The sequence below is a fragment of the Paenibacillus sp. JZ16 genome (genome assembly GCF_015326965.1).
Lineage (GTDB): Bacteria > Bacillota > Bacilli > Paenibacillales > Paenibacillaceae > Paenibacillus_AQ.
Genome location: NZ_CP017659.1, coordinates 889622 through 912080, shown reverse-complemented (window position 1 = coordinate 912080; position 22459 = coordinate 889622). Strand labels below are relative to the sequence as shown.

Annotated in this window: 20 protein-coding genes and 2 pseudogenes; 16 read left to right on the top strand and 6 right to left on the bottom strand. The window is 44.8% G+C overall.

Translation table 11 applies throughout. From position 1 onward, the window contains the following. Positions 1 to 135: 135 nt before the first annotated feature. A complete protein-coding gene (locus tag BJP58_RS04015; protein ID WP_194542892.1) occupies positions 136 to 843 on the top strand; it encodes a DNA alkylation repair protein in 708 nt (235 codons plus the stop codon). Between the two features lie 197 nt (positions 844 to 1040). Continuing rightward, the gene (locus BJP58_RS04010) at positions 1041 to 2015 is read left to right on the top strand and encodes a quinone oxidoreductase family protein (protein ID WP_194542891.1); all 975 of its coding nucleotides are present in this window, start codon (positions 1041 to 1043) and stop codon (positions 2013 to 2015) included. A 91-nt stretch (positions 2016 to 2106) separates the two neighbouring features. On the opposite strand, the gene BJP58_RS04005 is transcribed toward BJP58_RS04010, so the two are convergent. Together BJP58_RS04005 and BJP58_RS04000 are read right to left on the bottom strand one after the other, a co-directional pair. Continuing rightward, complete coding sequence (locus BJP58_RS04005; RefSeq protein WP_194542890.1) at positions 2107 to 3045, bottom strand: hypothetical protein; 939 nt, start codon at positions 3043 to 3045, stop codon at positions 2107 to 2109. Between the two features lie 12 nt (positions 3046 to 3057). Next, the gene (locus BJP58_RS04000) at positions 3058 to 3906 is read right to left on the bottom strand and encodes an AraC family transcriptional regulator (RefSeq protein WP_194542889.1); all 849 of its coding nucleotides are present in this window, start codon (positions 3904 to 3906) and stop codon (positions 3058 to 3060) included. 446 nt (positions 3907 to 4352) lie between these two features. Here BJP58_RS04000 and BJP58_RS03995 point away from each other — a divergent pair, with 446 nt between their 5' ends. Beyond that, positions 4353 to 4916: a histidine phosphatase family protein gene (locus BJP58_RS03995; RefSeq protein WP_194542888.1), complete on the top strand. Its 564-nt coding sequence runs from the start codon at positions 4353 to 4355 to the stop codon at positions 4914 to 4916. Positions 4917 to 5133: 217 nt separating this feature from the next. Here the strand turns inward: BJP58_RS03995 and BJP58_RS03990 are convergent, their stop codons facing one another. Together BJP58_RS03990 and BJP58_RS03985 are read right to left on the bottom strand one after the other, a co-directional pair. After that, positions 5134 to 6516: an ADP-ribosylglycohydrolase family protein gene (locus BJP58_RS03990; RefSeq protein ID WP_194542887.1), complete on the bottom strand. Its 1383-nt coding sequence runs from the start codon at positions 6514 to 6516 to the stop codon at positions 5134 to 5136. Positions 6517 to 6611: 95 nt separating this feature from the next. After that, the gene (locus BJP58_RS03985) at positions 6612 to 7472 is read right to left on the bottom strand and encodes a helix-turn-helix transcriptional regulator (protein WP_194542886.1); all 861 of its coding nucleotides are present in this window, start codon (positions 7470 to 7472) and stop codon (positions 6612 to 6614) included. Positions 7473 to 7781: 309 nt separating this feature from the next. Between BJP58_RS03985 and BJP58_RS03980 the strand changes: the two genes are divergently transcribed. From BJP58_RS03980 to BJP58_RS03950, 7 genes and pseudogenes are all read left to right on the top strand, one after another. Then, on the top strand, positions 7782 to 9455 hold the full coding sequence (locus tag BJP58_RS03980; RefSeq protein ID WP_194542885.1) for an extracellular solute-binding protein: 1674 nt from the start codon (positions 7782 to 7784) through the stop codon (positions 9453 to 9455). A 116-nt stretch (positions 9456 to 9571) separates the two neighbouring features. Then, on the top strand, positions 9572 to 10477 hold the full coding sequence (locus BJP58_RS03975) for an ABC transporter permease (RefSeq protein WP_194542884.1): 906 nt from the start codon (positions 9572 to 9574) through the stop codon (positions 10475 to 10477). A gap of 37 nt (positions 10478 to 10514) precedes the next feature. Then, positions 10515 to 11399 (top strand): carbohydrate ABC transporter permease, encoded by an 885-nt coding sequence (locus BJP58_RS03970; RefSeq protein ID WP_194542883.1) that lies wholly within the window; start codon positions 10515 to 10517, stop codon positions 11397 to 11399. Between the two features lie 40 nt (positions 11400 to 11439). After that, a complete protein-coding gene (locus BJP58_RS03965) occupies positions 11440 to 13170 on the top strand; it encodes a sensor histidine kinase (protein WP_194542882.1) in 1731 nt (576 codons plus the stop codon). Positions 13171 to 13182: 12 nt separating this feature from the next. Next, positions 13183 to 14865, top strand: coding sequence for a response regulator (locus BJP58_RS03960; protein WP_194542881.1), 1683 nt, complete (start codon positions 13183 to 13185; stop codon positions 14863 to 14865). A gap of 96 nt (positions 14866 to 14961) precedes the next feature. Beyond that, a pseudogene (locus BJP58_RS03955) lies at positions 14962 to 16244 on the top strand (Gfo/Idh/MocA family protein). Between the two features lie 44 nt (positions 16245 to 16288). Continuing rightward, positions 16289 to 16636: an FIMAH domain-containing protein gene (locus BJP58_RS03950; protein WP_194542880.1), complete on the top strand. Its 348-nt coding sequence runs from the start codon at positions 16289 to 16291 to the stop codon at positions 16634 to 16636. A gap of 109 nt (positions 16637 to 16745) precedes the next feature. Here the strand turns inward: BJP58_RS03950 and BJP58_RS03945 are convergent, their stop codons facing one another. Then, positions 16746 to 17444 (bottom strand): MerR family transcriptional regulator, encoded by a 699-nt coding sequence (locus BJP58_RS03945; protein WP_194542879.1) that lies wholly within the window; start codon positions 17442 to 17444, stop codon positions 16746 to 16748. 154 nt (positions 17445 to 17598) lie between these two features. On the opposite strand from BJP58_RS03945, the gene BJP58_RS03940 reads away from it, so the two are divergent. From BJP58_RS03940 to BJP58_RS34215, 6 genes and pseudogenes are all read left to right on the top strand, one after another. Further along, positions 17599 to 18087, top strand: coding sequence for a DUF6022 family protein (locus BJP58_RS03940; RefSeq protein WP_194542878.1), 489 nt, complete (start codon positions 17599 to 17601; stop codon positions 18085 to 18087). A 105-nt stretch (positions 18088 to 18192) separates the two neighbouring features. Then, complete coding sequence (locus tag BJP58_RS03935; protein ID WP_194542877.1) at positions 18193 to 18426, top strand: XRE family transcriptional regulator; 234 nt, start codon at positions 18193 to 18195, stop codon at positions 18424 to 18426. Positions 18427 to 18852: 426 nt separating this feature from the next. Continuing rightward, positions 18853 to 19719 (top strand): helix-turn-helix domain-containing protein, encoded by an 867-nt coding sequence (locus BJP58_RS03930; RefSeq protein ID WP_199341199.1) that lies wholly within the window; start codon positions 18853 to 18855, stop codon positions 19717 to 19719. 296 nt (positions 19720 to 20015) lie between these two features. Beyond that, the gene (locus BJP58_RS03925; protein ID WP_194542876.1) at positions 20016 to 20384 is read left to right on the top strand and encodes a DoxX family protein; all 369 of its coding nucleotides are present in this window, start codon (positions 20016 to 20018) and stop codon (positions 20382 to 20384) included. 284 nt (positions 20385 to 20668) lie between these two features. Continuing rightward, positions 20669 to 20959 (top strand): hypothetical protein, encoded by a 291-nt coding sequence (locus BJP58_RS03920; protein ID WP_194542875.1) that lies wholly within the window; start codon positions 20669 to 20671, stop codon positions 20957 to 20959. Positions 20960 to 21128: 169 nt separating this feature from the next. Continuing rightward, positions 21129 to 21221 (top strand): annotated as a pseudogene (locus BJP58_RS34215) (sugar ABC transporter permease); the annotation flags it as partial. A 265-nt stretch (positions 21222 to 21486) separates the two neighbouring features. On the opposite strand, the gene BJP58_RS03910 reads toward BJP58_RS34215, so the two are convergent. Beyond that, positions 21487 to 22368, bottom strand: a complete 882-nt coding sequence (locus BJP58_RS03910) for a LysR family transcriptional regulator (RefSeq protein WP_194542873.1) — start codon at positions 22366 to 22368, stop codon at positions 21487 to 21489. Positions 22369 to 22459 lie beyond the last annotated feature (91 nt).

Here is a 22459-nt window from a genome sequence, read left to right as displayed (position 1 = left end):
GATAACAAGCGGCTTTTGACCTCGAGGGGGGAGGCAATTGTGATTGCATGACGACCATATAGTAAGTATGCTAATCCTATGCACACGATAACTAAATTGGACGGCTAAATATATGTTTAGGAGCGTGATTAATAGGTGACTTATGAAGAAATCATGCAGGCATTGGCTGGCATGGGCAGTGAGCAGACGAGAAGCACTTATATTCGCCATGGTGCGAAAGAGCCGTTCTTCGGCGTTAAAATCGGGGACATGAAGAAGCTCGTTAAGCATGTGAAAAAAAACCAAGCTCTCGCTCTGCAGCTCTATGAATCCGGTAACTACGATGCGATGTACCTGGCGGGGCTTAGCATCAATCCGAAGACCATCACCAAAGAACAGTTGCAGCATTGGGTGGCAGGAGCCAATTGGCATTCGCCTGCCGAGTATACGGTAGCGAGAGTAGCCGCGGAAAGTCCGCACGCGCATGACCTGGCGGTGGAGTGGATTGATTCGCCGGAGGAACTGGTCGCCGTAAGCGGATGGAGTACATATGCCAATTATGTATCGGTTGCGCCAGATGAAGCACTCGACATGGAGGAATTACGCAGTTATTTGACAAGAGTGCGCGACACCATCCACGACGAGCGCAACTGGGTCCGCTATGTTATGAATAATTTCGTTATTTCGGTCGGTGCATACGTTGAGCCATTAACGGAGGAAGCGAAGGCAGTCGCGGAGGTGGTCGGCAAAGTGCATGTGGATGTCGGCAATACGGCATGCAAAGTGCCGCTTGCAACGGAATATATCGGCAAAATCGAGGCGATGGGCCGAATCGGAAGCAAGAAAAAGACCTGCATTTGTTAGCCAAATAGCGGAGGCTGGTGTGCGATCTAGGCTCAAGAAGTTCCAAAATAGTATGCATTAAAATAGATGTTAAGTTCCAACATCGGTTGTTTAGCCTTGGATACAAAGATCCATCGATATAAACATGCCAACTATTGACATGTGTATATGATAAGTTGGTCTTAGCAAGGAGAGACTTGTTTATTGGAGGGGTAACCATGACTAAACATCCAAATACTATGAGGGCTGCAGTGCTTGATCGGTTTGGCGGTCCAGAAGAACTGATACATCGGGAGATTGGTGTGCCTGAAATCGGCCCCGAAGATGTATTGATTGAAGTTGCCTATGCGGGTGTTGGAGAGTGGGATGCATTCGAACGACAAGGCGGATATGCAGAAATGTTAAACATGAATCCAGAATTCCCTTATATTCTCGGTTCGGAAGGTTCAGGAATCGTGATTGCGCGGGGTGAGAAGGTGTCTAATGTAGATTTGGGAGATCAGGTCTATGCACCAGCCTTTCTGAATCCTAATGGCGGCTTCTATGCGGAATATGCGGCCATCAATGCCAAGTATGTCTCCCGAATTCCGGATGGATTAACCATGCAGGAGGCGGCGGTTATTTCTGGAGTCGGAATTACCGCATTGCGCGGGCTGGAGGGTGTACTGCAACTTCGACAAGGGGAGTCTATTCTGATTTTTGGAGCCAGCGGCGGGGTTGGACATATCGCCGTGCAGTTGGCGAAGGGAATGGGAGCCCGTGTATTTGCGATTGCTTCAGGTGAAGACGGAGTTGCCATAATGAAGAAACTTGGCTGTGATGCTACTGTAAACGGCAAAGATAAGGATATCTCTTCGATGGCAAGGAAATTTGCGCCGTCTGGATTCGATGCAGCCATAATTACCGCAGGGGGAGATGCGGCTAATGCTGCTGTCAACTGTCTCCGTAAAGATGGACGACTCGTATACCCTCACGGGATACAACCAGATTTACGGATACCCGTAGGAATCAAGGCTACAGGATATAACGGCGAACCCGAGCCCGAGATTATAGCCCGACTTCAACGTCATATTTCACAGTATAGGTTAACCGTTCATATCAGTCATATTTTTGATCTGAAGGACGCCAATAAGGCTCATGAGGCTCTCCAAAATCATTATTTGGGGAAAATTTGTCTGAGAGTGAATCCATAACGATTCCTATTTCCAAATGATCCAAACAATAACAATCTTAGATTTTAGACGAAAACATCCGCCTAATTAAAATTAGGCGGATGTTTTTTAATCAGGAATATACATGTAATCCACGAATTTCTCCTTCAAAAGCTTCTTCCAATATTCCGAACTTCTCAAGCACAGAAGCAAGCTCTTTCCAATCGCCTTCCATGGTTAGCGAATGACATAATCCAAGGAGTTCGGCTTGTTGTCTTTTTAGTTGAGATAGAGTTTCGTTTCGGTTCTCAAAATAATTAGCAAAATCATTGGCACGCTTTGCTCCCAGTTGGAAAACGAAAAATTTAAGGTTGCCAACTGCATCATCAGAGATTTCATTGCTGCGTAATTTTTCAACGAAGACTTCAATTGCTGCCTTTCCAGTTTTTGCTCCAATTTGTTTTCCGATTTCTCCTGTATTTTCATAAATATTTTGGAAAAAACGAATGGAAGCATCATAAATCTCATCCATGGAAGGATTACTTACTCTTCTAATGGAGTGCCAGTATTGATATCTGCCTCGACCATATGCAATATTCTCAGCTTTCCATGCCTTCTTGAGCATTTCAATAGGTAGTCGCACATACGGGAAGTTTGCTGGATCTTGAACGTAAACATACTTGTCATCCATGCGATAAGCTAATACATAATGGTCAGCACCTTGTTGAAATTGATGATTTGGCGAATAGGTTAAATATCCCATATCAATTGGTCCAAGCATAGCAGGTGACTTTTCTAAAAGCTTTTTCATCTCATCAATTGGACATTCAGCATCCGCTTTGGAAAATACTTCTGTGAAAGCAAATCCAGCAATCTCCATGGCTTTAGATATTGCAACATCTGGATCTGCCGTATTGTTATGTAAAAATAGATTTCCATTACCATACATCGTTACCCCTAGACCAACTCCTGATAGAACCTCAAGCAATGAAGGACGAACATCCTCCCCAACGCTTTTCATTAACATACTTGCCGAATTCGCATAACAATAAGCTCCGTTTCCAATATACAATACAATCTCCTCCTATTCGATGGGTATTAAATATTGAAGCATGTGTGTTGGTTCATTGGCTGTAAAATCTTCATCATAATACTCCAGGCTGAAATTTAGCGCTGGTTTAACATGAAGTGCAGGTAACTCATTTCGATAGATTTCTTCCATAGCAAATGGAATATTTTCAATTACATTATCCAATGGAATTGCTGCATACTTATGCGGCGGTATGTATTTCCCTATCCAGCTTTTAGGCAATTCTTCTAAACTTTCTACTTCAACCGCCGCAATATAGTAAGGCTCGTTATCTTGATCCAAAGATTCATAACCAAAGCATTTTTTTGTATGGGGGTCGATAGAAAGCTTGATTAATTCATCATAAAACTGATTCCAATGCTTTGATATGGTGTGGTTATTGACATTCTTTTCTAAAACAATACCTCCAATATAAAATCCTGAGATTTCGATTATGCATGTTTCATGACGAACAGGGTGCTTCCTTGTCCGTAAAATTTCCTCGGATAAAACATCCTTATATAAGTTATAATGATGTGCACCTTTTTTTCGATAACTTAATGGCGAAGTTCCCATGTAAGATGAAAAAGTTCGACTGAATGCTTCTTGCGAGGCGTAGCCATACTTGAGTGCTATTTGAATAAGAGATGTATCACTTTCTATCAATTCTTTCGCAGCCAATGTCAGCCGTCGCTTCCTAACGTATTCATTAAGTGTTTCCTTAGTTAAGGCTTTAAAAATTCGCATGAAATGATACTTTGAAAATGCTGCCTCACGCGAAAGTTCTTCCAATGTTATCTTTTGATTTATTCGACGTTCGATATATTCAGTTACCTTTAAGATACTAGTATCATAGGATTCCATCTTGCTCCCCCTTAAGTGGTTAACGTCATTATAGCAAAATTTATCAGGAGTTTTTTGATCGTAATTGCTATGTTTGACCGTGTCGTGCTTTGGGATGCCTGTCACTCTTTATGCATAACAGTTTTTGGAACCTCGAAACTACCAGAGTTGTATGGATAACAGGTCCAAGCTAAAATTAAACAGACAGTCAGCCTGGTCGGAGAACGCCATAATCTAGGTGCTCAAGAAAAGAAGACGCAACTATTGACGGGATTGTATACTTTTGTCGAGAGGAGGAATGCGTAGAAAACTTACTCTTGCCGCGCTCGAATTGCAAAATAACGAAGCGATTAGAGTGTCGATATCGCCATAAATACGGCTACGAGTCTTCGGTTTCATTCGCGTGGGCATTTCAGTCGCTTCATGGGATCACGCCGAATAGGGGAATGAGATAAGGGAGGGTGGACATGGAATTCATATTTATTCGCCATGGTCATGGAGAACATCTCAACGATTATCCAAATCGGTTAAATACTCTGCATCCTAGTCTTACAGAATACGGAAAATTTCAAGTAATGCAGCTACGAAATGAAATAATAATTGATCCTGATGATTTAGTTCTTGTAAGTCCAACTAAACGTACAATTGAGACGGCAACTATTATAAAAAATGATATGGACTTCATTATTTCTCCATTGGTTGGTCCGAGAATGTTTCCTCAGAACCTCGAACTTCCTTTTTTAGCTTGTGATCACATCCTTTCTAAAACTGAAATCACAAATCTATATGGAGATACTAAAATTCTTGATTTCAATTTGGATTGCTGGAAAGAAGGGATTAATAGGATCGAACAAGATACTTTTGAAGGGTATGCTAAGCGGTTATTAGATTGGATCGGGGAAAGCTATAAAAAAGTAATCATGATTTCACATGATGGCACGATAACGAATTATCGGATATTGCTTGGGGAAAAAGAATTGACCCGAGAAGATTTTCTCGGTGAGGCTGGGGTATATCGAATGAAGTTCTAGTCAGTTGGTCACTAGGTTAACGGGAAACTATTGATCCATAATCCCAAAGTAAACCCTTGACTGTCTGAACCGAAGACTAATCAAATGGTCGATATGTAAAAGAGTTGAGAGGCTCACGTAAGGTTCCGTGAGATTCTAAAAGTGAAACTCCATCTGGCTACTCGACGGAGAGGAAGGGAGCTAGCCGCCCCTCCAACTGGATTCATCCTTAATCATTTTAATGCTGCAATTTTCGGAAGACGCGATAGCTTCTTTGCGCACATTCGGAGATGGCAATGGGGTGGAAGCCACTGACATCGGCATACAACGTATCGTTTAGCGGAGAGATCCACTTCGCAGGAAGTGCTGCCGCTCCAAGCGATGCGCCAAGAATGGAACCGACGGTGGCGCCATTGCAATCGGTGTCCCAGCCTCCAAGTACGGCTGTCGTAATGCCTTTTTCAAAATCGCCTCCGGAATGAATGAGCGCAGCCGCGCATAAGGCAGCATTATTATTGGTATGAACAGGGTGATAATGCTTAAATGCTTCCCATATTTTACTCACTAAATCTAATGTGTCTTCCGTTTCCTCAGCAATGTTGACCGCTAATGCGATATCTTCTGCAAGGCGGCTGTGTTTCGGAATTTCACTCAATCCGATCTCAACAATTCGCTTCATATCACGTTCAACGAATGCGGCGGCAATCATAGCCGAGCAAAACATGGCGCCGTAAATACCATTCTTCACATGAGAGAAGGAAGCGTCCCGCCAAGCAAGCTCAGCAGCAAGCTGGGGCTGGCCGGCAGCACCGTATGCATATCCGTCCACACGGATTTGGGCGCCGATCCATTCGCGGTAAGGATTCAAATAAGAACGACCCCAATGGATATGTTTCTCCCAGTCATCTGGCTGATCGCCGCTAATATGTGAAGTGACACGAGCGAAATTAAGATAGGACTGCGCTTCAGCCGTGAATACCTGCCCGAAGGACAAATGACGATGCCACAGCTTGCCCACATCCCAGGAGTTGAAATCAAGTCCTCGCTCCTCAAGCATGAGCAGGCCAAGAACGGTATAACGAATATCATCGTCTGTTTCCATAAAGCGAATGTTATCCCGGCAGCTGGCCAAGCTGCTCCACCTTGCGATCTCGATACCGTACTCGGCTTCTGCAGTTGAATCCCCCGGTGTATAGTGGCAAATCGGCCATTGCCCTGCGCCTTCGAACCACAACTTGATATTGTGCCAGCCGGGCCTTCCGCCGGAGCCTTGCATGAAGGAAGGAGCTTCGAGAGGTTTTCCGAGCGCACAACCAGCCGAACGGCCAAGCCACGCACCATGAAATTTATCCTGCCATTTGAGTTCATCCCCGTTTCCGGGCAGGATTCTCGGTCCATCCGGACGTTCGGCGCGAATGGCTTCCAATTCCGACGGCTCGATATACTTGAAATCGGCACGTGGTTCAAGTGCCATTAAAGCCTGGTATACTTCCATTAACTTTGCATCGTCGGTGCTGGCTGCTTCGAGACCTTCGGTCACCCCCTCAACATAACAGCCTTCTTCTCCACGCTGTTTTATTTCGTCTCGAACTATTTCCCTCAGTCCAATCCATTTCGTCATCACGGTTGCCCTCCTGAAATCCATGTAATCTAAATATGCCTTGATTATAACCAGTCATGACGACAATGGCTTCTCAAATCATGAACGCGTTATTCTCATTTTTTGATCATTTTCGTAACCCCTATAGATTGCCGATAACGGACCGGAGACAGACCGACAGTCTCTTTAAAAACGCGGTAAAAGGTAGGCAAGCTTTGAAAACCGCATTCGAATGCAATATCAGCAACAGCTTTGTCCGTACCTGCCAATTCACGCTTGGCAGCCTGGACACGCAGCAAGGAAACATATTCCGAGAAACGATAACCGGTCGTTTCCAGAAACGCCCGACTCACGCGCGAGATGCTTAAACCAAGTTCATCAGCCAATTCCCCTAAGCTAACCGGCTCGCGGTAACGATGCTCGACCAAAGCGGCCAGTGATTGCGCCTGGCGAACGGAGTGTACCATATGATGACGCTCTTTATCGGTTAGCAAACCGTCGTAATGTCGAAGAAGACGGCCGCACAGCTGAATGAGCGCGCTTTTGGCCATTGCTAAATAACCTGGGGACCTCTCCCGCAGCTCTTCCGCTATAGCCAGCACCCAAGGCGTAAGCTGTTTGGCGAGCGGCGAGCCGCCCAAAATATGATTGCAAAAATGAGTGGAACGATAGGAAAACGGCAGCAGCAGACCGGGCTCCTCTGCTAGCAGCAGCGCGGGATCAAAGTTAACAAAAAGATAGCGGCTCGGGTCGTCTGGGGCAGATTGGGCAATATGCCGTTCTTCATTATTGACCAGGAATAGGTCGCCAGGATTCGCTGCATATTGTTTGTTGCCAAAGAAAAAATAGCCTTTGCCTGTTAAACAGAGGCCGATCTCCAGACTCGCGTGCATATGAGGCGGCTGCCGATACGTGGAAGGGGTCCATTCGAAAGCATTGATAGGAATGGGATGGTCATAAGCAATATGAAGTTTCATTATGATCCAATGCCTCCAGTCAATCATGAATTTATATGCTAAGTATATAGACAAGGGATGCCTTCGACCAGATACTGTTATTTACTTTCATACATACATTTTGAGGTGTTTCTAAATGAAAAATAACGCCACCGCTGCATACGTCAATTTCACGGTAATTATTTACTTTTTGCCTGGTGTCAAGAGGTGTATACGAAAGTAAAGACTAGTATATAGAACAGCGGGGAGCTTCTTTCTATACTGGAAATATGAAAGACTGCAGTACAATTTGCAGCAAAAACTAAACGAAATATACACGGAGGGGTAAATTTGAAGAGCAAAAAAGCACTTGTCATGATCTCCTTGACGCTTGCATTGGCGATTACAGGCTGCGGCTTCAAAACGTCGTCTGAGCCAAACCAACCACCTGGAAATTCCAAGGAGCCGATCCAGACGACAGGCACTGGAAACAGCAAGGATATTATTGAGGTTTCAACGGTTTCGCCAAGCGATCCTTACTTGAAATTTGACGAAGGTGAAGACTTCGACAAAAACTCCGTTTATGACGCTTATGAAAAAGATATCGGTGTCAAAATTACAAACAAGTGGATTGCAGATGTAAGCCAATTTAAAGAGAGAGTAAAAATTGCGATCGCATCCAACGATCTTCCGGATTTCTTGCTTGTAAACGCTGCACAGCTTAAAGAGCTAACGGAGGCGGATATGATTATGGATTTGACAGAGATTTATGATCAGCATGCTACGGAAGAGACAAAAAAGTTTCTGACCATGGACGGCGGCATGCAAATGAAAACAGCGATGATTGACGGGAAAATGATGGGGATTCCAAGCTCCTACAACCCGTTCAACTATCAATTCTTGTTCGTTCGTACCGACTGGCTGAAAGAACTTGGCTTGCCGGAGCCAAAAACAATGGAGGATTTCATTGAAATTGCCGAAGCGTTCAAAGCGAAGAATCCTGGCGGTACAAAACAAGCTTACGGTATTGCGGTCAGCAAGAATCCTTTTAGTAATGAAACAGGCGTTACCGGTCTGAGAGCGTTCTTGAACGGCTATCATGCTTATGAAAACATTTGGATGGAAGACGGAAACGGCGGTTTGATGAACAGTGATATTCAGCCCGAAATGAAACAAGCTCTTGCAGCGCTGCAAGACATGTTCAAAAAGGGGTTGATCGATCCAGAGTTTGCGGTTAAAGATTCGGAAAAAGCCGCAGAGCTCATCTACGACGGCAGCATCGGCATGGTATTTGGCGCTTCCTGGACACCGGCACAGCTTGTTCAAGGGGCTGTGAAAGATGGCAAGGTGGTTCAAGAATGGGGCGTGTTCCCTATCCCTTCAATCGATAACAAACCTACATTGAATCAAATTGGCCTTGGCGTTGACGAGTACTATGTGATCTCTAAAAAAGCCAAGCATCCGGAAGGCGTAATCGGTTTGCTGAACCAATGGATCGTTGTTGATAATACGATGAATCCGACAGATGAGCAAAAAATCTATCTGTATGGTAAAGACAAACAAGAAAAAGGCAACAACTACTGGCTGCTGAACCCGCTTCGCGTAGGCAAACAGATGGATAACAACGGCGAAATTCTGCCGAAAGCGATCGAAACGAAAGATCCTAGCATTCTTCAAACTGCAGACCAGAAGGGTCGTTATGAACGTGCGATGAAATTTATCGATGGTAGCGATATCAATATGTGGTGGGAAGTGCTGATTTCGGGGCCGAACGGAGCGGTATCGCATAACCCAAAAATCCAGCAAAACAAAGAATACCTGCAAAACAAATTCTACGGCGCACCTACGCCGACGATGGCAGACCGTCAAGAAATTTTAACGAAGAAACGTGATGAAATATTCATCAAAATCATAATGAACCAAGTATCCGTAGACGAATTCGATACATTCGTTGAAGAGTGGAAGAAGCTTGGCGGCGATGAAATCACGAAAGAAGTTAACGAGTGGTATCAATCGATGAAATAGGATCTGTAGCGCAAAGGAGGGATTGAATCTATGCAATCCCTCCTTTTTTCAAGAACAATCAGGTTCTTGAGCAAGGAATGCGCACAACATGAAAAGTGAATCAGCGAGGTGAAGATATGAATAGTCTGACGCGCATGTGGAAGAAGGAATGGCCGCTTCATTTGATGCTGCTGCCGGGTTTAGCTATGATTGTTATTTTTAGTTACATTCCTATGACAGGAATCATGATGGCTTTTCAAAAATATGTGCCGAATAAAGGGTTGTTCGGCTCCCCGTTTATCGGATGGAGGAACTTCCAGCTGTTAATGGATTATCCGGATATCGGCCGCATCTTCTTTAATACGGTATACATTGCTGTAATGAAAATCGTTGCCGGTTTGTTCGTGCCAATCACGATAGCAATTTTGCTTAATGAATTGCGTAGAGAATGGATGAAAAGAACGTTCCAAACCCTGGTCTATCTGCCCCATTTTCTATCCTGGGTGCTGCTGAGCGGGATTTTGGTCGATATTTTGTCTCCTTCCTCCGGCATATTGAACCAGTTGCTTGGATGGTTCGGCATGAAGCCGATTTTCTTTCTTGGCGATAATAACTGGTTCCCTTATGTCATGGTTATTTCCGATGTATGGAAAGAATTTGGATTTGGTACCATTGTTTATTTGGCCGCACTGACAGGAATTAATCCTACGCTTTATGAAGCCGCTCAAATCGATGGTGCGGGCCGCTGGAAACAAACGCTTCACGTGACGCTGCCGGGAATGATGCCGACCATCGTTCTTATGCTGACGCTTAATATCGGCAATGTGCTGAATGCAGGATTTGATCAAATCTTTAACCTGTACAGCGCACCGGTTTATGAAAGTGCCGATATCATTGATACTTTTGTCTACCGTATGGGGATCCAGCAAGCCCAGTTTGGATTTGCCACAGCTGTCGGCTTATTGAAATCCGTCGTATCCTTTATTTTCATTTCCGTATCCTACGTACTCGCATACCGACTAGCGAATTACCGTATTTTCTAATAGATGAAAAGTCGGTGATTCAGAAAGGAGACTGACCGTGGTTATTAAACCGTCATTCGGAAGAAGGGCTTTTCTAGTTTGCAACCTAGTCTTTCTAGCGTTTATATCTTTTTTGTGCTTAATGCCGATCCTTCATATTTTGGCGATTTCGTTTAGCTCGGGTTCGGCGGCGGCAGCCGGCAAGGTTGCGCTGTGGCCTGTAGAGTTTACAACGGCGGCTTATGATAACGTGTTCGGCAAGCCTGAGTATGTAAGAGCCTTTGGCATTTCGATTCAACGGGTTGTTGTCGGGACGGTATTAAGTATGTTGTTAACGATTATTACAGCTTATCCTTTATCCAAGGATCGCAATACGTTTCGTCTAAGAACCGTTTATGCCTGGATCTTCGTTTTTACGATTTTGTTCAACGGGGGACTTATTCCTACCTATTTGACAATTAAAAGCTTGGGACTTATTGATTCTCTAGGAGCGCTAGTGTTTCCTATGGCAATTAACGTGTTCAATGTCATCCTGTTGTTGAACTTTTACCGCAATTTGCCCAGGGAGCTTGAGGATGCTTCACGGATTGACGGAGCCGGGCATTTTTCAACACTTTGGAAAATATATGTTCCGCTATCGTTGCCCGCACTGGCAACAACGGGGCTGTTTACGATGGTAGGGCATTGGAATAGCTGGTTCGATGGCATGCTTTATATGAATCATCCGGAAAATTACCCGCTGCAAACCTTCTTGCAAACCGTTATTATTAAGATGGATTTCCGATTTCTTAAATCAGAAAATGTGGAACTCATGCTGCAGCTGTCTGACCGTACAAGCAGGGCGGCACAAATCTTCGTAGCGGCTTTCCCGATTCTTATCGTCTATCCATTCTTGCAGCGGTTTTTCATCAAGGGCATTGTAATGGGAAGTGTAAAAGAATAGACAAGGAAAGTCGTAGATCTCGGGCACAGGAGAACAAACGATGAAAAGTATATTCTTATTACAGGATTCCTCCATATTCAAAAAAATAATGGCTGCCTTTTTGGCAGCCTTACTGCCGCTTATGGCAATTACCTGGATGATGAATGAGCAAGGGGCCGATCATATCCGCAGTGAAATATCCGATTCGATTTTGAATACGACAAGGTTTTATTTAGAATCCCTGGATCAGGAAGCAGACCGGATCAGCCGATATTTGCCTAACTACGTTATGGACAGGGATTTGATGGAAGTGGCGGCGACAGGCGAGCAGATGAACTCCTATGAGCGGTCGTATAAAATATTGGATATTCAGCATCGCCTGGATTTAATGAAAAATTCCAGTCCGTTCATCCGCGAGGCGAAGGCGTACATCCCGCTTATCGAGCGCACGGTACTAAGCAACAGCTTTGAGACCAAGCTGAATGCGGAAGAATATGAAGCGATGCAGCCGGACAAGAAGCTTTATACGGAGCCCTTTATTTATTGGCAGGACCGGCTATTTATTACGATGCAGTACCCTGCAAGCAAAACGAACCCGCTCTATGTGGTAGGCGTAGAGCTCTCAACCGGCAAAATTAAAGAAACATTAGCGCAAATCGGCAACAGCAGGGGAGGCCAGACCGTATTGTTTAATCTGGAGCGCGGCTGGGAAATCCATAGCGGCTCAGACCTTGAATTGCGTGATCTGATGAAGCAGCTGGCTTTTGAGAAGCAGGCAGCGAAAATAGATGAAGGCTATGATACGATTCATTATAAAAACAAGCGATTTCTAACCGTATTCAAGTATTCCAGCCTCTGGAATTCATACACGGTAACGAGCATACCGGAAGAGATGATTCTCGGTTCATTGCAGGTATATAGGGCTTTGTTTTGGTGGGCTTGCGCGCTTGCTGTTTTTATTTTTTTATTCTTTACCTATTTTATCATCCGGTTAATATACCGTCCGTTGTTAAAGCTGGTGCGTACCTTCCGCCGCATGCAGCAAAACGAGCTGGAACCGATTTTGATCGATCGCAGGCAGGATGAGTTCGGCTATTTATACCAGGCTTTTAACGATACCGTGAAATCTTTGAAGACATTGATTGAGGAAAATTATGAGCAGCAAATTCGCAATCAGCGTTCGGAGCTGAAACGATTGCAATCGCAAATTAATCCTCATTTTTTATATAATTGCTTTTTCGTGCTTTGCCGCTTGATTAAATCCGATACGCAGAAGGAAAAAGCCTACCAGTTCTGTTTGTACATCGGGCAATATTTTCAGTTCATTACTCGCCATCATGATGACGACATTCTGCTGGATATGGAGCTTGAGCATTCCCGCACTTATGTGGAGATGCAGTCGATCTGTTACGGGGAACGAATCCAAGTGCTGTTTGAAGTCGAAGCCCAGCCGATTGAAGTCCCCCGATTGATTTTGCAGCCTATCATTGAAAATGCTTATAAGCATGCCCTCGGCAATATGCGCGGCACGGGCGAGCTATGGGTGCACAGCAAGCTGCGAAATGATGCTTTTTACATTTATGTAGAAGACAACGGCGAGTTCATGACGGACGAGGAGATCGATGCGCTTGGCAAGAAGCTGCGTTATTCAACCAACCAGATGGAGGAGACAACCGGCCTGCTGAATGTTCATCGCAGAATTCAGCTTCGTTATGGAGAAGCGTATGGGATTACCGTATCCCGCTCTGAGCTTGGCGGGCTTCAAGCTATTATTAAACTGAGCATGAGCTAAGGAGGAATCGCCATGTACAGGCTTTTAATCGTGGATGATCTGCCGATTATCGTAGATGGTCTTCTGGAGTTGTTCGAGAAGACGGAGCGCTTGCAGCTTGAAGTCATGAAGGCCTATTCCGGCGAAGAGGCGCTTGAGGTGCTGTCACATCACCGGATGGATATTGTGATTTCGGACATTAAGATGTCCGGAATAGAGGGCATTGAGCTGCTGCAGGAAATCAAATCGCAGTGGCCGAAGTGCAAAGTTATTTTATTGACAGGGTACAATGATTTTCACTATGCAAAGAACGCCCTTACGTTTGGCGCTTTTGATTATTTGCTGAAAGTGGAAAGCGACGAGAAGATCATTCATACCGTTGAACGGGCGATAGAGGAAATCGAAGAGGAACAGGATCAGGCGCAAATGATCCTGCGTGCCCAATCCAAAATGAGAATTGTGATGCCTTCCTTGCAGAAGGAATATATTTGGGGCTTATGTCAAGGCAAGACGATGACGGGGCAGCAGCTTCGGGACGCTTTTGCGGAAATGGACATCCCGCTCTACGCATCGCTGCCTGTCTATTTACTGATAGGCCGGATCGATGCCTGGAAGGAAATGTTCACGGCGCCGGACAAGGCTTTGCTCGCTTACGCTCTTCAAAATATCGGCGATGAGTATTTATCTGCGCATGTGCGCTGCTTCTCCGTCGTATTTGAGATGAACAAAATGGTATGGATCTTTCAGCCAAAAGCCAGCCCGGAGTTAACGACGGATACCGGTACGATGGAATGGACCAGGGCATACCGCTATGTGAGCGGCAATTTGGAGACGATCCAGGCGACCAGCAGAAAGCTGCTGAGCCTCTCCGTATCTTTTCTTATTGGCAGCGAGGCTGTCCCATGGAATCGGCTGTCGGATCGTTTTCATGGGATGAAATACGGTCTTATGCAGGGCCATGGCTTGTTCCATGAGGTCATCATGACAGATAAAGATATTCAGAAGTCCGAAGAAAATGAGAAGGCGAAAAGCTATCATGACAGCTTTTTTCACGCTCGCGTACAGCTGCTGATGAGCTGTCTTGAGAATAATCACCGCGAGCAGTTTAATCATCTGTTTGTTGAATTGACAGACATCTGGAACGATGCGAATACTCCTTATGAGCGCAAGGTTGAGTTGTACCATTTCCTATCTGCGGTATTTCTGGCGCATTTGCACAAAAATAAAGATTTGCGTGATTATATGAATACCCAGATTAATTTGGATAAACTGTTCCGCCAGGAGATGACCGCTTCATGGACGGAGCTCATTCCATACTATTGGCAAATGGCGGACTGCTTTTTTGAATGGAATGCGATTCGAGGAACAGAGCTGCCGGCGGAGGTCGTGGGTAAGGTGCATCGCTATATAGAGGAGCATATTGAGGATGATATATCCCTAACCGCTCTTGGGGATTATGTCAGCTTGAATCCATCCTATTTATCAAGGCTTTACAAGCAGATAACCGGAATCGGACTGTCTAAATACGTAAATGATTACCGCAATGTCATAGCTAAGGATATGCTGCTCAATACATCCATGAAGGTCAATGAAATCGCCGCCAAGCTCGGCTACAATTCAGCGCTTGCCTTTATCCGCTTTTTCAAGAAGCAAAATGATTTGACGCCGCAGGATTTTCGGACGGCCCGCACCGAAACGATGCAGCAAGGTCAATAATTGTATATGGAATGGAAGCAATGATCTATTTTGATGCGCGGAGTCACCCCTTACAATGAAATTAGGATGCAATTGTACATGCAAGGGGGACTAACATTGAGAACATTAACGGCTGTACTATTAGGCGCAGGCAGTAGAGGAAGATACATCTATGGACCGTATGCGGAAAAATTTCCGAATGAATTGAAGTTTGTTGCTGTAGCCGAGCCGGACGATGAACGCAGACAACGTTTTGCAGAGATTCATCAAATCGCTGAAGAGCATGTTTATCATTCTTGGGAACAAGCATTCGAGCAGGGGAAAATAGCCGACGTGATGATCATCTGCACGCTTGATCGGATGCATTATATACCAGCTATGAAAGCGATGGAGCTTGGTTACCATGTCATGCTGGAGAAGCCGATGTCACCGGATGTGCGGGAATGCATAGACATGGAGCAAGCATCCCTTAAGCATAAGCGTTTGCTGGTGGTCACGCATGTGCTTCGCTATTCCCCGTTCTGGTCGGGCATCAAGAGATGCATCGAGGATGGGGAGCTGGGTGCCATCGGCACCATTCAGCTGACCGAGAACGTCGGCTATCACCATATGGTTCATAGCTACGTACGCGGCAATTGGCGCAATTCCGAGGAAACCAGCCCGATGATTTTGGCCAAATCCTGCCATGATCTGGACCTCATCTCCTGGCTGATGGATGAACCGTGCACAGCGGTTAGCTCCTTTGGCTCATTGCTGCATTTTAAAGCCGAGAACGCGCCGGAGGGTGCAACGGACCGCTGCATCGATGGTTGCGAAGCCGAGAGGGAATGTGCCTTTTCAGCGATTAAAATGTATTTGGAGCAGCCTGCCGATCATTGGGCGCGCTATATGACGCACGATTTATCACAGGAAGGCATTATCCGGGCGCTTAAGGAAGGACCGTTCGGCCGCTGCGTCTATCGCTGCGATAACAATGTTGTCGACCATCAGGTCGTCAATATGGAATTTGCCAGCGGCGCCAACGCTAACTTTATTATGTCGGGATTGACCCAGAGCGCAACTCGCCGTGTGCAGATTATGGGCACGCAGGGAGAGATCATTGGCGACATGGATAAAGGCTCATTTATGCTGTACCGCTATGCGACGGGCGAAGAGATTGAAATTAGATGCAGCGTGCAGGGAGACGGCCACGGCGGAGGCGATGAGCGCATGGTGAGCTCTTTCCTCAAAAATGTACATAAGTACATAAGGTCGACCGCAACCCGTCTCAAGGGCTTACATCGGCTACAGCTTCCTTGCAAAGCCATTTGATTGCCTTTGCTTCCGAACGATCCCGTTTGCAGCAAGGCAGAAGCATAAAGCTGACAGACATGTATCAGAAGGAAGAAGCGGGCGTTTAACTGTAGAAATCTGCAGAATTTGATTTAAACCGCAAACTCGCCGTATGGGTCGAATGAACCTGCGACGGTGGACGGCGCCATTGCCGCTGCAAATGATGATCTGCCGGCAAATGGTTTACCGTCGGACTGATCTTCAAAAACATTTCGCGAGCACAGACAGCATGAAAACATTAGTAAACCGATTTGTAGAACAAAATCAATTTACGAATGCCGAAGCGCCACGTTCTTTGAACAATTATCTAGAGCTGATGAAACGCTACGAAGGAACAGATGCGACACAATTCGACAAGTGTCTGAGAGGATTTAACGCGAAACTTGATATTTTGTTGAACGATGGCGTTATAAAAGATTTCTCGGGCAAGCGGCAATTCGATAACAAACGGGATGCATGATAACTTGTAATTTCCAATAAAAGCCATGGGTTTAGCGTTATTTGCACGCTGAGACCTATGGCTTTTGCTTTTAAATCGGTGTCGATGTTATTTTGTAATCATCTCATCACTAACAGTAGTCTTTAATCAAGCGATATAGAAAATAGAGCGCTCGCATCTGAAATTTGATCGTTTTGTGCAGGTAAGTCTGGATACGTTCAGAAAGCTTCATCGCATGTTCGATGTTCTCTAGTTCTAAGCGTGCAATGGATTGTTTTAAGTTGACGGTATCCTCGGAATAAACAGAGCTCTGCAGGACCTGTATCATCCTAATTTTAAAGAGATGCGCTTCATTATAAAGACGGTATTCGTTATCAGGGTCTCGCTTAGCCGTGAATAGGCCGCTTTGCTCCCAGTAGCGGATAGCCGATTTAGTAACCCCCGTCCGTCTGGAGACCTCGTGGATGCTGAAATATTGGTTAAAATCGTGAGCTCGGCTACCTTCAGAATACGATTTCAACTCCCGTACCAGTTGATCCAAACTTGCTTTTTCCCGATGCAGCATGACCTCTCGATCCCTGACGATCCACAATGCGTCATCTAACTCGTTTCGTCCAAGACAATGCATTACCTCGCTCGTTACTTCCATACCGAATGCAGCAGACATGGCTTGAATACATGCCAGATAAGCTTCATGGTGTTCTGTATACATACGATATCCATTTGAAGATCGTTCAGCAGGAGGTATCAATCCCTTCGCTTCATAGTTCCGCAGGGTGCTGCTGCTTACCCCGTACTTTTCTGCCAGTTTTTTCGGTCGAAAGTCCATGTTATCTCACCTTCATAAAAAAATGCGCAAACATTAAATCCATTGTAATGTTATTCTAGGTACTTTCTTGATTACCTTCATCTTCATCTCCCAAACCTTCCAATTGGCTTTCATGTTGTATGATGGAGATAATCCAGTTCAAGGAGGAGTTTATATGACGTTAAAACCAGTATTTCGGTACGACATGACCATTGAGGAGATTGGCGTGGCAGGTAATCAGTATATCGAATCGGTGTGGAAAACATTATACGATTCGATGTTTGATGAGTTAACGATCGCTTTTCGTGAAATCGAGGATGCTGCCTATGGGCTTTATTTGGACCAATTGATGCCCGCACTATTTGATAGCCTTAAAGACGCCGGGTTCGAAGCAACGGAGCCCCTCAAGGAGCATGATTTCGTCATCGGGAAATGTTTGTTATTTCGCAATTCGCTTGAAAAATGGGGAACCGAGGAAGATAGGTCCAGAATTTTCTGGAACGTTATCCGTAGTACGAATGGTCAACAACCCATCGGAACTCTATTGACGGAAATCCCTCATTCTCATCTGAAATTCGACATTCCTAGGGCACCTGTATTATATTCGCTGAGCGAGCATGAGAGGGAACAAATTGCGCGAGGGATTCGACGAATCAAAGAATAATTTTACCTTCATCGTTTGGTTCCCTTTATAAAGTATATTCATACCGCCAATGGACAAGGCTAAAGGTTAAATAGTGCATAATCTTACGCGGGAGGACATCGCTTCTTGAAATTTGAATTTGGACGTTGCTTGCTGAATGAACGATTGATGGAATCCGGAAAGTCAGCGGAATGGCTTGCCAAAGACTTGCTTATTAAACCGGAACGAGTTTACGACTTTATCGAAAACAAAAGAGTGATGCCACTCAAAATTGCCATATCGATCGCTGATTCCATCGGTTGTGAAGTAGGTGCCTTGTATGAATTAATTCCGAACGAACATGAAGCAAAAAGAGAATAACGGAATAAATGGTAGGTGGCATTGAGGCTGTGAGGTGAAAATGCCAATAAAATGATGCCGATGGACATAAGCAAGGTCCCATTAAAAGTCGCTATTCGCGGCTTTTTTTGGCTGTGGGCAGCTAAAACGAAACGTGGAATGCGCCTAGAACCTGTAGAATACCGGGGAACCGGTGCAGCTATCGAGTAACCCTATCAGGGGACCAAACTAAGGGATATCATCTGCAACTTACGAAGTGGCTGCCGATCTAAAAACCAGGAGCTGCACAAATCTTCCCAACGCCGGCATAAAGCTGCGAATATCCATTGAACAACTCCAATGTTAGTCCCAAAGTCATGATAGGAAATCGAGTACTCAACTTTTCAGCAATGGGTTATAATTGTAGTAAATCCTGGATTGGCTGAGCCATTGAGAAGGGGAATCGACATGACGGTAAGTTATATGATAGATGGCATGCCGGTATTAAATAGCCATCATCTGGAATGGAAACACATTCAATACGTTAAGTGGAATAAAGTTGCCCCTCAGGAAAGCTACGTTGAATCCATGCCTTATTATTTGATTACCGTAAATTCAACCCCAGAACCAATTAAGGCGGTGTCTCGTTTCGAAGGGCGTGACAACGAGAGAGTGGCGAGAGTGGGTGAGACCGCTTTATTCATACCAGGCAATTTAGAATACTTTAGGTTGGAGAAAGTGGAGGCTTCTTTTAGTTGTATTATGCTGTCTCCTTCATTGGTTCATCAAGTGGCAACTCAAGCTGACTTGGAATTTGTAGGTCAAGATGAATTAACAAACAAAATATCTTTATATGATTCGAAACTATTTCAATTAAGTCAATGGTTAGAAGATGAAATCACTAACAACGGAGCAAGAGGGAAGTTATACGTCGAATCATTATCCAATCTGATGGCCCTTCACCTGTTGGAGATGAATAAAACTTCCCCTCATAAGCAGCTTTATGTTTCGAGAAAATTATCGGAACAACAGCTGGCAAGAGCCATTGAGTATATGAATGTCCATTTTGATCGGGATATTTCGCTTGAAGAATTGGCTAAACTGGTCAATTTAAGTCAGACACATTTGATTCGAATGTTTAAACAAACGACGGGACTAAGTCCTTATCAATACTTCTTACACTTAAGGATTGATAAAGCTAAGACGTTAATCAAGAGCCGTGAATTTACAGTAGGAGAGGTTGCAGTGATGCTCGGATTTACCGACCAAAGCCATCTGAATCGTCATTTTAAGCGAATTACAGGGTTTTCTCCAAGAGAATACATGTCAACTTGAATAGTTTAAGGATCATTAGCCACAATTCGTTGTGGTTATTTTCTTTTTCTACGAGTTACAGGATGGCAATTATGTACAAAAAGATGTTCGAATCTTACAATCCCGAAATCCGCAATTCCGCTATACTTTCAACAGGTGGTCAAATTGTATCACACAAAACAATTCAGGAGTTGATCGTATGAGAACATTTTTGATCCCTTTTTTCGGGAGTTAAAGGAGTGGTTTATGGTTGGTGAACATGGTCGGACAGCTCAAAAAGCTGTTGATAGACCGGTAAAATAAAGGGAGGGTACCTCATGACCATATTTTCGATTGTACTTCAAAGTTTATTGATCCTGTACTACCTCTTTTCAGGCTTTGCAAAAGTCATAGGCGCAAAATATTGGATCGATATTTTCAACACGCTTAGACTGCCTCAGTGGTTTCGTATCGTCGCCGGATTAGTCCAGTTAGTAGGTGCCATCGTGCTTATCATCGGCTACTGGGTTGAGGGGGCGGTCGCATGGGCCGGGATTTGGCTTGGAATTACGATGTTGGTAGCGGTCCTTGCGCATATAAGGGTTAAAGATCAGTTCGGCAAAACGGTGACACCCGTTGTGTTTCTTGTGTTCATCATCATATTAACCATGCTGAATGCAGACAATCTTTTGCTTTCCTTTGTATAAAATCATCATCCCATATTGTAAGCTTCTGAAAAAGAGTTTTGTGGTAGTGAAGACGGTAGTGGCGGGAGAGCGCATTCGCTGGCATCTATGAGGCTGATATTGCAATGAACCAAGCATTAAACCCACCATAGTTGGTGGGTTTTGTTTACACGAGATTATACTAATAAAGCGATGAGGTATTATTTCTTATCGCTTTTTGCTTTAGTGAAACGACAAGAGATTAGGGCAGTATAGCGAAAAAAGATTAGTAGGATGGATAATTTTGAAAGAAACTAAGGATAATTATGAATTTGAAAAAGACCATAGAAGCCGTTAATATTCATACAGAAGTGTGGTCGTTGATATTTCGTGCCCAAAAACTTGAAAATGAGGGGAGACGTACTCTCTCAGGTTTTGTCTTCATGGTCTCCACAGCCCTGAACATATTTATCTTGAAGATCATATGCTACTTTACGGATACTCCGAGTTTATTCAAATACTCTGAAATTACCTCAGCTTGTTTTACGGCGGCATTTATTTATATCGTTGTAGTAGGAATTGCAACCATTCCTTTTATCAAAAGAGACGGTACCTAATTGCTGAAGCTGGCCCTATTTGGAAATAGGACGAAAAGAAAATGGTAAAAAGCTACCCGGTCGATCTAACGAAAGGCACCATTTTGGTATTATATGGCAGAAGGCTTCGAGGAGAGAATCAGCTTCATAGTTCCATTGAAAGTCGCTATTTTAGCGGCTTTTTTGTATTATTTCGTTCTATCAATTGATCGTCGGTTTTCCGATCCTGATTCTGCTGGCGTTAGCCTTGAACGAGGTAAAGAGCGCATGGTTCAAAAATACCTACAACAGGCCACCGGCTCGGCCAAAAATCGACAAATCTCACTTACGCCGAGCGACGATCCGGACTTGTACAAGGCTTATTCCATGGGTAGACCGTTTCTCGCAGCCGGACTTGCTGAGGTTCGGACAGCAGGGGGTGATCATCACGCAGTACAACCTGATCGAAGAGCAAACCCCCACATTAAGGAAGCGCTGGAGAACAACGAATATTATAAGCCCATGACATCCCTAACCTGGGATCACAGCGAACGGACTTTTTGACTTTACTAGTAAGACGCGGAATGCGCCCCCATCATCTCCACAATACAAGATATCGCCTTCGCTGCCGCGGGGGAACATTTCTTAAAGGAAACTGATGCTAAAGCAATCGACCTCGAAGCTTCCGGGGATAGCGGACGGGCGACCAGACCTGAAGGAGCCGAGGCAAGGATCGTCTCCGGCAGGATGCTGACGCCGAGTCCGCTTCGAACGATCGCCATAATGGCGTGATCGTCCTCAATCTCGAACCGTACGCGGGGAACCGCGCGTTGTCCGTCAAACCATGCTCTCACAACTGTATCGCATCCTTTAGCGGGCATAATAAACGGTTCATCCGCAATATCCTGCAGCGATATCGCTGATTTCATGCTGTATTCATGACCAGCCGGTAAGATGCACATCAGCTGATCCCTTATGAGCATTGTGGTTTCCAGGCCATGTGAACAAGGCATATTCACGAATCCAAAATCTGCAGTCCCATCGGCGATCCAGCGCTCGATATCATGATAATGCCCGTCAAGCAGCCTGATTTCTATTAATGGGTACTTCTGCTGAAAACGGTTAAGAATATCCGGCAGCCAATGAAATATGCTCGTAAACGTGCCGATCGTAACGGTACCACTCATCAGCCCCTTGATCTGATCCGCTTCCTGCAGCATTTTTTTCTGTAAATGAAGCATTTCCTTCATATATTCCCAAAGCCGTTCTCCATCATGGGACAGCCGGACGCCTGACCGGCCCCGGGCGAGGATTTTGATACCCAATTCCTGCTCCAGACTAATGAGGGCACGGCTCACCGCCGACTGGGTTAAGTTCAGCTGCTCCGCCGCTCTGGTCAGATTCCCGGTCTCGACCACTTTCCCGAGAATTTCGTATTTCGCCAAGGTCATGTTGAGCACTCCTGTCATGAGAAATAATCATTATAACCATTTTAAACATTCATTTTATTTATTGTAAGAGGCTCGATATAATTCAAATTGA

Bases quoted from the DNA above. Each gene is read 5' to 3' on its own strand.
- BJP58_RS04010 (WP_194542891.1), top strand. From the start codon at position 1,041: ATGACTAAACATCCAAATACTATGAGGGCTGCAGTGCTTGATCGGTTT.
- BJP58_RS04000 (WP_194542889.1), bottom strand. From the start codon at position 3,906: ATGGAATCCTATGATACTAGTATCTTAAAGGTAACTGAATATATCGAA.
- BJP58_RS03995 (WP_194542888.1), top strand. From the start codon at position 4,353: ATGGAATTCATATTTATTCGCCATGGTCATGGAGAACATCTCAACGAT.
- BJP58_RS03990 (WP_194542887.1), bottom strand. From the start codon at position 6,516: ATGACGAAATGGATTGGACTGAGGGAAATAGTTCGAGACGAAATAAAA.
- BJP58_RS03985 (WP_194542886.1), bottom strand. From the start codon at position 7,472: ATGAAACTTCATATTGCTTATGACCATCCCATTCCTATCAATGCTTTC.
- BJP58_RS03975 (WP_194542884.1), top strand. From the start codon at position 9,572: ATGAATAGTCTGACGCGCATGTGGAAGAAGGAATGGCCGCTTCATTTG.
- BJP58_RS03965 (WP_194542882.1), top strand. From the start codon at position 11,440: ATGAAAAGTATATTCTTATTACAGGATTCCTCCATATTCAAAAAAATA.
- BJP58_RS03960 (WP_194542881.1), top strand. From the start codon at position 13,183: ATGTACAGGCTTTTAATCGTGGATGATCTGCCGATTATCGTAGATGGT.
- BJP58_RS03950 (WP_194542880.1), top strand. From the start codon at position 16,289: ATGGGTCGAATGAACCTGCGACGGTGGACGGCGCCATTGCCGCTGCAA.
- BJP58_RS03945 (WP_194542879.1), bottom strand. From the start codon at position 17,444: ATGGACTTTCGACCGAAAAAACTGGCAGAAAAGTACGGGGTAAGCAGC.
- BJP58_RS03940 (WP_194542878.1), top strand. From the start codon at position 17,599: ATGACGTTAAAACCAGTATTTCGGTACGACATGACCATTGAGGAGATT.
- BJP58_RS03930 (WP_199341199.1), top strand. From the start codon at position 18,853: ATGACGGTAAGTTATATGATAGATGGCATGCCGGTATTAAATAGCCAT.
- BJP58_RS03925 (WP_194542876.1), top strand. From the start codon at position 20,016: ATGACCATATTTTCGATTGTACTTCAAAGTTTATTGATCCTGTACTAC.
- BJP58_RS03920 (WP_194542875.1), top strand. From the start codon at position 20,669: ATGAATTTGAAAAAGACCATAGAAGCCGTTAATATTCATACAGAAGTG.
- BJP58_RS03910 (WP_194542873.1), bottom strand. From the start codon at position 22,368: ATGACCTTGGCGAAATACGAAATTCTCGGGAAAGTGGTCGAGACCGGG.